The 12551-nt window shown below is 70.5% G+C and carries 12 protein-coding genes; 5 read left to right on the forward strand and 7 right to left on the reverse strand.

Features of this window, described 5'->3' with window-relative positions:
- Positions 1-91 precede the first annotated feature (91 nt).
- Positions 92-229: a hypothetical protein gene (locus OG510_RS15575; protein ID WP_164259267.1), complete on the forward strand. Its 138-nt coding sequence runs from the start codon at positions 92-94 to the stop codon at positions 227-229.
- Positions 230-261: 32 nt separating this feature from the next.
- Here OG510_RS15575 and OG510_RS15580 read toward each other — a convergent pair whose 3' ends face one another.
- From OG510_RS15580 to OG510_RS15590, 3 genes are all read right to left on the reverse strand, one after another.
- Positions 262-1023 carry a UbiX family flavin prenyltransferase gene (locus OG510_RS15580; RefSeq protein WP_406137438.1) on the reverse strand — a complete coding sequence of 254 codons (762 nt, stop codon included), beginning with the start codon at positions 1021-1023 and terminating at the stop codon, positions 262-264.
- Positions 1024-1104: 81 nt separating this feature from the next.
- Positions 1105-2007 (reverse strand): menaquinone biosynthesis prenyltransferase MqnP, encoded by a 903-nt coding sequence (gene mqnP / locus OG510_RS15585; RefSeq protein WP_406137439.1) that lies wholly within the window; start codon positions 2005-2007, stop codon positions 1105-1107.
- Positions 2004-3461, reverse strand: a complete 1458-nt coding sequence (locus OG510_RS15590) for a menaquinone biosynthesis decarboxylase (protein WP_406137441.1) — start codon at positions 3459-3461, stop codon at positions 2004-2006. Before OG510_RS15590 ends, mqnP begins: the two co-directional genes overlap by 4 nt.
- A 154-nt stretch (positions 3462-3615) precedes the next feature.
- On the opposite strand from OG510_RS15590, the gene OG510_RS15595 reads away from it, so the two are divergent.
- The 4 genes from OG510_RS15595 (at position 3616) to OG510_RS15610 (ending at position 8380) form a co-directional block, all read left to right on the forward strand.
- A complete protein-coding gene (locus OG510_RS15595) occupies positions 3616-4008 on the forward strand; it encodes a PLDc N-terminal domain-containing protein (RefSeq protein ID WP_406137442.1) in 393 nt (130 codons plus the stop codon).
- 63 nt (positions 4009-4071) lie between these two features.
- The gene (locus OG510_RS15600; RefSeq protein WP_406142410.1) at positions 4072-4581 is read left to right on the forward strand and encodes a nucleoside deaminase; all 510 of its coding nucleotides are present in this window, start codon (positions 4072-4074) and stop codon (positions 4579-4581) included.
- 131 nt (positions 4582-4712) lie between these two features.
- Positions 4713-6806 carry a hypothetical protein gene (locus tag OG510_RS15605; protein WP_406137444.1) on the forward strand — a complete coding sequence of 698 codons (2094 nt, stop codon included), beginning with the start codon at positions 4713-4715 and terminating at the stop codon, positions 6804-6806.
- Positions 6803-8380: a hypothetical protein gene (locus OG510_RS15610; RefSeq protein ID WP_406137446.1), complete on the forward strand. Its 1578-nt coding sequence runs from the start codon at positions 6803-6805 to the stop codon at positions 8378-8380. The genes OG510_RS15605 and OG510_RS15610 overlap by 4 nt, the downstream gene beginning before the upstream one ends.
- Here OG510_RS15610 and OG510_RS15615 read toward each other — a convergent pair.
- The 4 genes from OG510_RS15615 to OG510_RS15630 form a co-directional block, all read right to left on the reverse strand.
- Positions 8350-8865: an SRPBCC domain-containing protein gene (locus OG510_RS15615; protein WP_406137447.1), complete on the reverse strand. Its 516-nt coding sequence runs from the start codon at positions 8863-8865 to the stop codon at positions 8350-8352. The genes OG510_RS15610 and OG510_RS15615 overlap by 31 nt on opposite strands.
- Before the next feature lie 101 nt (positions 8866-8966).
- Positions 8967-10046: a c-type cytochrome biogenesis protein CcsB gene (gene ccsB, locus OG510_RS15620; RefSeq protein WP_406137448.1), complete on the reverse strand. Its 1080-nt coding sequence runs from the start codon at positions 10044-10046 to the stop codon at positions 8967-8969.
- Complete coding sequence (locus OG510_RS15625; RefSeq protein WP_406137449.1) at positions 10043-11767, reverse strand: cytochrome c biogenesis protein ResB; 1725 nt, start codon at positions 11765-11767, stop codon at positions 10043-10045. Before OG510_RS15625 ends, ccsB begins: the two co-directional genes overlap by 4 nt.
- Positions 11768-11774: 7 nt before the next feature.
- Complete coding sequence (locus OG510_RS15630; protein WP_164266733.1) at positions 11775-12548, reverse strand: cytochrome c biogenesis protein CcdA; 774 nt, start codon at positions 12546-12548, stop codon at positions 11775-11777.
- Between the last annotated feature and the right edge of the window lie 3 nt (positions 12549-12551).

Here is a 12551-nt window from a genome sequence, read left to right on the forward strand (position 1 = left end):
GAAGCCTTCCATTGTTCAGCAATATCGCGAGTTTACGTCTAGAATCTAAGGCGTGCAGGGAAAACGCCCTGCGAATCTTCCATCAGGAGTGATGTTCACCGTGTACACGATCGAGATGGCCTACGCCCGCATGCGCGAGCTGCAGGACCAGGCCAACCGTTCGCGTGACCACCGGATCGCCGCCGCGGCCCCGGCCCGCCGTACGAAGCGGCACACCAAGAAGCGCTGACCGCGCGCCGGGCCGGCCCCGGCGCGACGCAGCTAGTCCTTGCGGGAGCCACCGAGCTCTCCCTCCCAGCGGCGGTAGAGCCGGTGCGGCACCCCTGCCGCGTCGAGCGCGCGCCCCGCGACGAAGTCGACCAGATCCTGGATGTGCGTCGCCCCCGCGTAGAACGCCGGAGAGGCGGGCAGCACCACGGCGCCCGCCTCGTCCAGGGTCACCAGGTGGCGCAGCGTCTGGCCGCTCAGCGGGGTCTCCCGTACGGCGACCACCAGCGGGCGCCGCTCCTTGAGCGTCACGCTCGCCGCCCGCTGGAGCAGATCCTTCGAAAGCCCGAGCGCGATCCCGGCCACACAGGCGGTGGACGCCGGGACGACGATCATTCCCTTGACGGGGTACGAGCCGGAGGACGGCCCGGCGGCCAGATCCCCGGCGGCCCAGTGCCGTACGGCGGCGGTAGCCTCGGCCCCAGCGGCTCGGGTCCCGTCACCAACTCCGGTCCCGGCGGCTCCGGTTCCGTCCGCAAAGAGGCCCGGGTCCACCGCGAACGTGTCCGGCTTCCCGTCCGCGCCCCTGGCCAGCCAGGTCCGCAGGTCCTCCTGCCAGTGGGCGTCGCGGAAGGCGATCCCGGTCTCGTCGAGCAGCGTCAGCCGCGACGAGCGGCTGACCACCAGATCCACGGCCTCGCCCGCGTCGAGCAGCCCGCGGAGCACGGCCGCCGCGTAGGGCGTACCCGACGCCCCGGAGACTCCGACGATCCACGGCCGCCGCGGCTGCTGACTGTGTACATTCACGTGCTCCACGTATCCGAGCCTATCCGGGCCCGTCCGGCCCGCCGGAAAGGGGAGGCGGGTCGGGGGACGGGCGGGCGGCCAGGACCGCGGTCAGACGGTCAGGCCCCGCACCAGCAGATCTATCAGGGCGCACACGAACAGGGCGATCCCGATGAAGCCGTTGACCGAGAAGAAGGCCCGGTTCAGCCGGGACAGGTCGTGCGGCTTCACCACGTTGTGCTCGTAGACGAAGGCCACCGCGACGATCACCAGACCGGCCCAGAAGAACGCCCCGGCGTCCGTCGCCACCGCGTACCAGACCAGCAGGGCCGTCGTCACCGCGTGGCAGGCGCGGGCGCCGTACAGCGCGGCCGGGATGCCGAAGCGGGCGGGCACCGACTTCACACCGTGGGCGCGGTCCGCCTGGACGTCCTGGCAGCCGAAGATCAGGTCGAAGCCGCCGATCCAGATACCGACCGCGAGGCCCAGGACGACCGCGTCCCAGGACCACTGCCCGGTGACCGCCAGCCAGGCGCCGACCGGGCCGATGGCCTGGGCCAGACCGAGGATGGCGTGCGGGAAGTTGGTGAAGCGCTTCCCGTACGGATAGACCACCATCGGGATGACCGCGATGGGCGCCAGCGCCAGACAGAGCGGGTTCAGCGCGGCGGCGGCGCCGAGGAAGACGACGACCGCGACCAGCGCGCCCGTCCAGGCCGACCGCACCGAGACCGCGCCGGTGACGAGTTCACGGGACGCGGTGCGCGGGTTCCTGGCGTCGATCTCCCGGTCGATGATGCGGTTGCAGGCCATCGCGAAGGTACGCAGACCGACCATCGCGACGGTCACCAGGAGCAGCCGCCCCCAGTGGATGTTGCCGTCGAGACGGTACATCGCGGTCAGCGCGGCGATGTACGCGAAGGGCAGCGCGAAGACCGAGTGCTCGATCATCACCAGACGCAGGAACGCCTTGGTCCTGCCCGGTTGCGGCAGCGCGGCGGCGGATGCGCTCACAGTCCGTACTCCTTCCAGCGCTTGGTCACCCGGTCGGCGACAGCAGGGTCGGACCGCACCATCTCGGGCCAGCCGCCGTCGCGCGTGTAGCCCTCCTCGGGCCACTTCCGGGTGGCGTCGATACCCGCCTTGCCACCCCAGAACTGCTGGTAGGAGGCGTGGTCGAGATGGTCGACCGGGCCTTCTGCCACGGTCAGGTCACGTGCGTAGTCCGTGTTGCCGAGGGCCCGCCAGGACACCTCGTGCAGATCGTGCACATCGCAGTCGGCGTCCACCACGACGATGAGTTTGGTGAGCGACATCATGTGTGCGCCCCAGACGGCGTGCATCACCTTCTGGGCGTGCTTCGGGTACTTCTTGTCGATCGAGACGATCGCGCAGTTGTGGAAGCCGCCCGACTCGGGCAGGTGGTAGTCCACGATGTCCGGGATGATGATCTTGAGCAGCGGCAGGAAGAAGCGTTCCGTCGCGCGGCCCAGCGGGCCGTCCTCGGTCGGCGGGCGGCCGACGACGATCGACTGGAGCAGCGGACGGCGGCGCATCGTGACGCAGTCGATCGTCAGTGCGGGGAACGGTTCCTGCGGGGTGTAGAAGCCGGTGTGGTCGCCGAACGGCCCCTCGGGCAGCGTCTCGCCGGGCTCCAGCCAGCCCTCCAGGACGACTTCGGCCTGGGCGGGGACCTGGAGCGGGACCGTCCTGCAGTCGACCATCTCGATCCGCTTGCCCTGCACGAAGCCGGCGAAGAGGTACTCGTCGATGTCCTCGGGGAGCGGGGCCGTGGAGGCGTACGTCACCGCGGGCGGCGCGCCGAACGCGATGGCGACGGGCAGCCGCTCGCCCTTCCTGGCCGCCACCGCGTAGTGGTTGCGGCTGTCCTTGTGGATCTGCCAGTGCATCCCGATGGTGCGCTTGTCGTGGCGCTGGAGACGGTAGAGCCCGAGGTTGCGGATGCCGGTCTCGGGGTGCTTGGTGTGGGTGAGCCCCAGGTTGAAGAAGGAGCCGCCGTCCTCGGGCCAGGTGAAGAGCGCCGGGAGCCGGTCGAGGTCCACATCGTCCCCGGTGAGCACCACTTCCTGGACGGGCGCGGCCTCCGGCTTCACCTTCTTCGGCGGTACGTGGACCATCGTGCCCAGCTTGCCGAAGGCTTCCCGTACGCCGACGAAGCCCTGCGGCAGCTCCGGCCTGAGCAGCCCGCCGATCCGGTCACTGATCTCGTCGTACGAGCTGAGGCCGAGCGCCTTGAGCAGCCGCCGGTCGGTGCCGAAGACGTTCATCGCCAGGGGCATCGACGCGCCCTTGACGTTCTCGAAGAGCAGGGCCGGGCCGCCCGCCTTGTTGACGCGGTCGACGATCTCCCCGACCTCCAGATGGGGGTCGACCTCGACCTTGATGCGCTTGAGGTCGCCGTCGCGCTCCAGCGCCCTGAGCAGCGAGCGAAGATCGTCGTAAGCCATGCGGTCCAGTCTGTCATCCCCGGCGGTGAACCCGGTGTCCGCCATGTGCCGGACGGTCTCGGCTCAGCGCGGGACGGTGCCCGGCCGCTACCCTGTGGCCGTCATCGGGACGTTGCGGACGTCTCTCAGCCATTCCCGGGGGGAACGCTCGGCCATGCTCAGGTATCTGCCCCTTCTGCTGGTCCTCGCGGTGTGGATCTACGCGTTCATCGACTGCCTGAACACCCCGGAGGAGGAGGTACGCGGCCTGCCCAAGGTCGTGTGGGTCCTCATCATCCTGCTCTTCGGCGAGGTGCTCGTCGGCCCGGTCGCCTGGGTCGTGGCGGGCCGGAACCGGCGCGGGCCCGGCGGCGCCGGAGCCTCCCCCGCCGGCCCGCGGCGCGGCGGACGGGCCGCCTGGACGGCGCCCGACGACAACCCGGAGTTCCTCGACAGCCTGCGCGCGGAGAACAGGAAGGACGAGGAACTGCTCAAGGACTGGGAGGCCGACCTGCGCCGCCGCGAGGACGAACTGCGCCGCCGCGAGAGCGGCGGGGACGCGGTCTGAGGGACGGGCGGAGCGGGGACGGACAGCGTGGAGCGGACGGACGGGCCGGAGCGGAGCATCGACATGGACAGGGACATCGGCAGGGACATCGGCAGGGACATCGACGGGGACGGAACGGCTGTGGACCGCGCACTGGCGCAGCGGTGGCTGGCCACCGCGGTCGCCGAGGCACGGGCCGGCCTCGCCGAGGGCGGCATCCCGATCGGGGCCGCGCTGTACGGGGCGGACGGCGCGCTGCTGGGCCGCGGGCACAACAGGCGTGTCCAGGACGGCGATCCGTCGACGCACGCCGAGACCTCCGCCTTCCGCGCCGCGGGACGCCAGCGGTCGTACCGGGGCACGACCATGGTCACCACGCTCTCCCCCTGCTGGTACTGCAGCGGCCTGGTCAGGCAGTTCGGGATCTCCCGGCTGGTGGTCGGCGAGGCCGCCACCTTCCACGGCGGCCACGACTGGCTCGCCGCGCACGGGGTGCGGGTCACCGTCCTCGACGACGCCGAATGCACCGCGCTGATGCGGGACTTCATCGCGGAGAACCCGGCGCTCTGGAACGAAGACATCGGCGAGGAGTGAGCCCGGCCCCGGCGAGGAGTGAGGCCCGGCCTCCGCTTCCGGACGCCCGAAAGCCTATGCCCCTCCCAACCCTCCCTCGGTAAGCTGATGTTGACGCAGTGACATCTGCGCACGCCGGCGCGGGAGGTGCTGTGGAAAGGGAGTTGTACGCACGGGGCGGTCTCCTCCACGGTCTCGCACCACGGCTGGTCGGCCTGCCACCGCAGGGGTTCCAGCAGGCCCCCGTCGAGGCGTTCGCGGGCAGCCGCGACGATCTGCCGGTCACCGTCCTGACGGGCGGGCGCGGCATGGGCAAGACCGTCGTACTCAAACAGCTCCGCACCAACTACCGAGGCCGCACCCCCGTCGCCCTCATCGACTGCGAGCACCAGGACTTCGCCGCGCTCCCGGCAGGCCACCGGCGCGCCCCCTACTGGTCGCCGGTCACCGAGGCGCTCTCCGTGCTCGGGGAGCAGCTCGGCCCGGCCGTGCGGGGCGCCGGGGCGATCGAGTTCCCGCGGCTGGCCGCCGGTCTGGTGGCCATCGCCTCCACCGGGTGGGACCCGAACAACAGCCAGCAGGTGCACGACGAGGCGCTGCGGCTCGGCATGCTCGTCGAGTCCGGGGCGCGCCTCAAGGGTCTGGGCAAGGGCTGGCTCGTCAAGATCACGGCGAAGTTCGCCGCGCTGTGGACGGGTGCGCCGCCCGGCCTCGACGTCATCGTGGAGACCACCGTCGAGTCGCTGCTCGAAGACCTCTTCGACCGGGGCCAGCGCGCCGCTGCCAACTGGTACGGGGACTACCCGGGCGCGGGCGGCCAGGCGAAGCGGGGGCTGAATCTGCTGGCGCTGCAGTTCCACCGCGACCGCGACAGCGATGCCCGCGCCCTCGCCGAGCGGCATCTCGTGGGCGCGCTCCGCGCCGATCTGCGCGCCGCCTACCAGGGGCTCGGGCGGCTGCGCCGGGTCGGCAGGCCCCTGGTGCTGCTCGACAACGTCCAGGCTCCGCTGGGCCGCAGGCTGCTGGAACCGGTGCTGCGCGACCGCGCGGCGGGCCGGCTCGACCAGGTCGTCTTCGTCGCCGCGCTGCGCGGCGACGACCATCCGGCGCTGCACTCGGCCCCGCGGTGTGTGCTGCCCGAGGTCACCCACTCCACGCCCTGGACCCGGGGCACCGAGGTCGCTTCGGGTGCGCTCACCGTGGAGCTGACGGAGCTGGCCCCCGAGCATGTGAGCCAGCTCCTCGACCGCGAGGACCCGGCGATGCGCACCCCGCCGCTGCTGGCCCGCTCCATCCACCGGCTGACCGGCGGGCGCCCGCTCGGGGTGGCGCTGCTGACGAAGGCCGCCGGGCAGGCCGTCCGGCCGGCCGGGGCCGCGGCGCCGCCCGACGACGGCGCCGACGGCCTCACCCCAGGTGTGCTGCTCTCGCTGCCCGTCGCGCTGCGCGAGGACGAACCGGGCCGCCCGACCGCGACCGAGCTGCTCCAGCAGCTGGTGCCCCCGGCCAGGCTCGACCGGCTCGCCGTGCTGGCCGCTGCCCACAGCACGGCCGACGCCGAAGTGCTCGCCGCCGCCCGGCTCGACCACGACGGCGGCCGGGCCGGTGTGCTGCCGATGCGCGATCTGCTGGCCGACGAGTGCTGGCCGGCCGCGCCCGACCACTTCGTCGGCGACCCGTTCCTGCGCACCCTGCTGCTGCACCGGCTGCGCCATCCCACCGGGGAGCCCTCGTCCTCGTCGGAGCTGTGGCGCGAGGTCCAGGAGACGATGCGCGACCACTGCGCGGAGCTGGCCCCGCGCCGCCTCCACCACGAACTGGCGCTGGGCAGCACCGGGAACGCCGTCGCGCATCTGCGGGACACCTTCCGTGAGGCCGACGCCGCCGTCTGGCTCGACGAGCTGCGCTTCATCGCGTCGGCCCCGCACTTCGCGGAGCACGACGTACGGCGGGCGGTGGCCCTGGGGCGGACCGACGCCGAGCAGCAGCCGCCGGCCGGCACCGACCGGGTGTTCCATCTGCGCGTGCGCCGGCTGCTCTACTGCGTCTGGCAGCTGACCGATCTGCTGGCGCTGCCCGACGAAGGTCTCACGGAGAAGATGGGCGACGAGCTGGCCCAGCTCTCGGCGCTGCATCCGACCGGCAACGAAGTGCTCTGGCACGCCTCCAGGACCTGGCCTTCGGCGGTCCGTGAGTGGCGCAGCCCGGACCGTACCGCCATCGACCCAGGGGGCAATACGCCGTGAGCAACAGGTTCCGCGAGTTCTTCTGGTACACGGGTCTGCGGCGCATCCTCACCTCGGTGGTGGTCCTGGTCCTGCTCGCCGGTGCGGGCATCGCCGCGTACGCCGTCTACACCCCGGATCTGCACTGCGCGAAGGGCGTCGACCGGCCCGAGAAGGGGGCGGAGTGCATAGGGGTCAACGGCGACGGTTACGACTTCGGGCGCCCGGCGCTGCGCGAGGTGGCGCAGGCCATCGCCCGTGAGAACAGGACGCTGAAGAAGGACCAGTACGCGACGGTGGCCCTGCTGCTGCCGCTGACCTCGACGGACGGCGACATGGCGAACAAGGTGCTGCACGAGGCGCAGGGCGCGTTCGTCGAGCAGTACCGCGCCAACCACGACGACAACGACCAGGTGCCGAAGATCCGGCTGGTCCTCGCCAACACCGGTACCGGCAGCGGCCAGTGGAAGAAGACGGTCCAGAGGCTCAAGACCATGACCGGCGCCCCGGACCATCTGCGCGCCGTCTCCGGCGTGGCGACCAGCAGCGACGCCACCCGTGACGCGGTGACCGAGCTGACCGGCAGTCACATTCCGGTGATCGGCACCACCATCACCGCCGACGACATCTCCAACGGCCCCAAGAACATCCCCTTCCCTGGGCTCGCCCGGGTCTCGCCGACGAACAAGGACGAGGCCGACGCGCTGAAGAACTTCGCCGACATCGACCCGAAGAAGACGCTCCTGGTGCGCGACACGCACCCCGGCGACCACTACACGGAGACCTTGCGGGCCGCCTTCAACGGGATGCTGGCGGGCGCGCCGTACGAGGACCGGGTGTACACATCGCCGCCCGACCAGTCCGAGGACGGCTCGACCGCCAACACCTTCGCGCAGATCACCGACGCGATCTGCTCGGCCCACCAGGTGAACACGATCCTCTTCGCCGGCCGCCACACCCAGCTGCGGCAGTTCGTGAACGCGCTGGGCAACCGGATCTGCGTCCGCACGAAGTTCACCATCCTCACCGGTGACGAGGGTTCCTACCTCGGCTACGACACCAAGCTGAACAAGCAGGCGCTGAAGCCCAAGAAGGGCGCGGAGCCGGTCGTCGTGCAGTACGCGGCGCTCGCGCACCCCGGCTCGTGGTCGAAGGCGACCGACCCGCAGATGCCGTCGACCGGCGGCAGCCCGGCCGCCTACTCGGCCTTCACGAACGCGGTGGCCGTGGCTTCGGGCAAGGGTGTCGGGCCGATCGGGCCGATGGACGCCACCTCGCTCGCGGACGGGCAGGCGATCATCGCGTACGACGGAATGGCGACCGCGGTGACCGGGATCCGCAGGGCCAGGGCGAGCAGCAGCGCCCTGCCGGACATCGAGGACGTCGCGGCGGTCTGGTCGAAGCTGCAGGGACCGCTGCGGGTGAACGGCGCGAGCGGCTGGATCTGCCTGGACAACTTCGGGAACCCGTACGACAAGGCCGTGGCCATCGTGCAGTTGACGCAGACCGGGACTCAGGAGTTCGTGAAGCTGGCCTGGCCGGCGAAGACGAAGAAGCCGCCGGCTCAGGAGTGTCTGCCGCCGCGCGGCGAGTAGGCGGAGCGCAGCTGCCGGCGCCGCTCGCGGTTCCCGGCCGGTTCGCCCGGCCGGAGCCCGGGGCGGCCTTCGAGGACTTCGTGGAGCAGCTCGAAGTGCTCGTGCCAGCAAGCCAGTGCCTCCGGCCGGCGGTCGGCGGCGCCGGTGAACTCATGGGTGAAGCGCACCACGGTCGCCTCGGCGCCCACGGATTCCAGATGGAACCTGATGCGGCCGCGCCCGCCGAAGGTGTACTCGGCGACCCGCTCGCCGTCCCAGGCGGTGACGGTCCCGGCGGCCACCGGCCCGCCGGAGCCGCGCAGGGTGACCCGGCCGCCGAGCCGTGACTCGAAGACGTCGGCGGTGGCGAGCCACTGTCCCAGCCCCACCGGGGTGGCCACCTCGCCCCACACCCTGGCCGCCGCGTACGGCAGGAAGAGGGCGAACCGCAGGGTGTGGGTGTCCCCGTGGCTGCTGCTGGTGCCGTGTGCGATCGCCTCCGTCATGGTGCAAGCCTCGCCCCGGGAGGCGGGTTCCACACCGGAAGAGGGCCGGTTCACCGACGCGTGTCGGGAACCGGCCCTCCCTCCTGATGTCTTTCGGCTGCTCAGACTCCGGCGTAGGAGTGCATGCCGTTGATGAAAATGTTCACGCCGTAGTAGTTCCAGATCCAGCAGGCGAAGGCGAAGAGCGCCAGATAGGCGGCCTTGCGGCCCTTCCACCCCGCGGTGGCGCGGGCGTGCAGATAGCAGGCGTAGACGACCCAGGTGATGAACGACCAGGTCTCCTTGGGGTCCCAGCCCCAGTAGGTGCCCCAGGCGTCACCGGCCCAGATGGCGCCCGCGATGATCGTGAACGTCCAGAGCGGGAAGACCGCGGCGTTGATGCGGTACGCGAACTTGTCCAGGGATGCGGCCGACGGCAGCCGCGAGAGCACCGACTCGGCGAAGGCGCCCGGCTGCTCGCCCCGCGCCACCTTCGCCTCGTAGCGGTCCCGGAAGAGGTAGAGCGCGGTGCCGACGAAGCCCATGTAGAACATCGCGCCGCAGATGATCGCGGTCGAGACGTGGATCCACAGCCAGTACGAGTGCAGCGCCGGGACGAGCTGGTCGCTCTTGGTGTAGAGCACCGTGGTGGCCACACCGAGGTCGAGCAGGACCGTGGTGACCAGGGCGAGCCCCAGCCAGCGGATGTTCTTCTTGACGACGAGCAGGATCAGGTACGCGGCGACGGCCACCGAGGAGAAGGTGATCGAGAACTCGTACATGTTGCCCCACGGGGCCCGCTGCACCGACATGGCGCGGGCCACCACACCGCCCGCCTCCACGAGGAACCCGAGGACGGTCAGCGAGATCGCCATCCGCCCGTACAGGTCGCCCTTCACGGTGCCGCCGGCGGCGCCGAGGCCGTCCGGGACATCACGGGAGCCGGCCGCGGACCGGGTGACGATCTTCGGCCGGTCCAGTACAGCGGTGCCGCCGCCCTGCTTCTTGACCTGCACCGCGGGGGCGGCGGCGGTGGCCGTCTCGGTCAGCGCGGCGGCCGTACGGCCCACCTTGCTGCGGGCGCCGAACGTCCACTCCGCGATGTGCGCGAAGAAGGCCAGGGTGTACACGGCCATCGACGAATAGATGAGCACATTGCTGATGTGCGCCAGGTTCTCATTGGTTGCGGCGGCGAGATTCACTTCTCGGCCCCTTCGGGAGTCTCTGCGGATGCAGCGGAGTCAGGCGCCGACGGCGCCACTGAATGGAGCGTTGCGGCCAGGTCGGCCAGCTCCTCGGGGAGCTTCGCGGATTCGCTCCGGCCGAGGCCGGCCATCTCCACGACGGTCACGCCGTCCTCTCCCCGTACGGCACGGACCCAGACGCGGCGGCGCTGGATGAACAGCGAGCCGGCGAGGCCCGCGATGGCCGCCAGTGCTCCGGCCAGCGCGAAGGGGGTGCCGGGCTGGTGCGAGATCTTGAAGCTGGCCCACTGCTTGATGCCGACGAACTGGATCGAGCCCTCGCCGTGCGGCAGCTTCATGGTCTCGCCGGGCAGCAGCAGCTTGGCGAGCTTGTTGCCCTTGCTGTCCTTGTACTGCGTCATGTGCTTGGAATCGAGCTGGTACACGCTCTGCGGCAGCCCCGAGTTCACCCCGAGGTCGCCGTGGAAGCCGGAGATCGCCATCACCGGGAAGTCGAGCCCCGGGTAGGTGGAGAACATCGAGCCCTTGCCCTTGCCCGCGTAGGTGGGCACGAACATGGTCTGGAAGCCGAGCTGTTCCTTCTTGCCCGCGGCGTTGCGGTAGCCGTCCATCACCTTGATGGCGCCGGTCGACGTGGCGTTGGAGTCGAGCGGCAGGAGCGGCACCGCGTCGCGGTAGATCTCCTTGCCCTTGGGGTCCTTGACCGAGACGACCGGGGCGTAGCCGTGCGAGACCAGATAGACCTTCGAGCCGTCGACCTCAAGAGGCGTGTTGACCTTGATGACGCCCTTCTTGTCCTTGCCGTTCGCGCCCTCGGAGTACGTCACATGCGCTTCGTACTTGCGGGGCGTGCCGCGGTTGGGCCCGTTCTTCTCGTACGTCCCGATGAACTTGTCCAGCGTGAAGCTGAACGGTGCCAGCTTGTTGGCGTCGAAGAGCGTGCCGGCCTTGAAGTCGTCGTACTGCGTGAGGGTGTTGGAGAAGCCGTCGCCGTCGACGACCAGCTTGCCGCCCTCGGACTTCCACAGCTGGCCGCTGGCGAAGGAGACCAGCAGCACGATCAGGGCGATGTGGAAGAGCAGGTTCCCGGTCTCGCGGAGGAAGCCCTTCTCGGAGGCCACCTCGCCGTCGCGCGGGGAGTGCGCGCGGAAGCGGCGCTTCTTCAGCATCGCGAGCGCGGCGTCCCGGACGGCCTCGGGCTCGGACTCCGTACGCCAGGTCGTGTACGCGGGCAGCCGGGTCAGCCGCTTGGGCGCGCCCGGCGGGCGGCCGCGCAGCTGTCCGACGAACTGCCAGGTGCGGGGCACGATGCAGCCGATGAGCGAGATGAACAGCAGGATGTAGATCGCCGAGAACCAGACCGAGCTGTAGACGTGGAACAGTCCCAGCTTGTCGTAGACGGGCGCGAGCACGTCGTGCTTGGCCTTGAAGTCGGTGACCTTCAGCTCGTCGATGCTCGTCTGCGGGATCAGCGAGCCGGGGATGGCGCCCAGCGACAGCAGGAGCAGCAGGAGCAGCGCGACCCGCATCGAGGTCAGCTGCCGCCAGAACCAGCGGATCCAGCCGATGACCCCCATGGCGGGGAGGGTGGAGACCGACTCCTCCTTGGGTGCCGTGGAGAGCTGTGCCCCGGCGGCGCCGAGTTCGGTCTCGTTCGCGGCCCCATCGGCGGCCGGGCCCGGCCGCGTGGTGTCCGTCGTGTCAGTCGTCTTGCTCATGTGGAACTCAGATCCCCACCGTGTAGCCGGATGACCAGACCTGCATCTCCTGGATGATGCGGTCCCAGGCGCCGGTCACGAGCAGCAGTCCGGTCACGATCATCATGATCCCGCCGATGCGCATCACCCAGGCGTAGTGCTTCTTGACCCAGCCGAAGGCGCCGAGCGCCTTGCGGAAGGCCACGGCCGCGAGCACGAACGGCACTCCGAGACCGAGGCAGTACGCGACGGTCAGTATGGCGCCGCGTCCGGCGGTCGCCTGCTCGAAGGCGAGGCCCTGCACCGACGCGAGTGTCGGTCCCAGACACGGGGTCCAGCCGATACCGAAGAACGCCCCCAGCAGCGGGGCTCCGACCAGGCCGGTCACCGGCCGCTTGTGGAAGCGGAATTCGCGCTGGGTGAGCCAGGGCATCATGCCCATGAAGAAGATCCCGAGCAGGATCATCAGCACCCCGAGGATCCTGCTGATCAGGCTCTGGTGCTCCTGGAGCCGGTGCCCGAAATAGCCGAAGAGCGCGCCGCCGGAGACGAAGACGGCGGTGAAGCCGACGACGAACAGCGCGGCGCCGGCCGCCATCCGGCCGCGTCTGGCCTGCGCGAGGTCCGAACCGCTGACTCCGGTGACGTAACTCAGATAGCCGGGGACCAGCGGCAGGACGCAGGGCGAGAAGAAGGAGACCAGGCCGCCGAGTACGGCGATGGGCAGGGCGACCAGCAGGGCACCGTTCTGAACGGTGCCGCCGATCCCGGATTCGGCGGCCGCGGTGACGAGCGTGCTCACCGG

The organism is Streptomyces sp. NBC_01089 (genome assembly GCF_045162975.1).
Classification (GTDB): Bacteria; Actinomycetota; Actinomycetes; order Streptomycetales; family Streptomycetaceae; genus Streptomyces.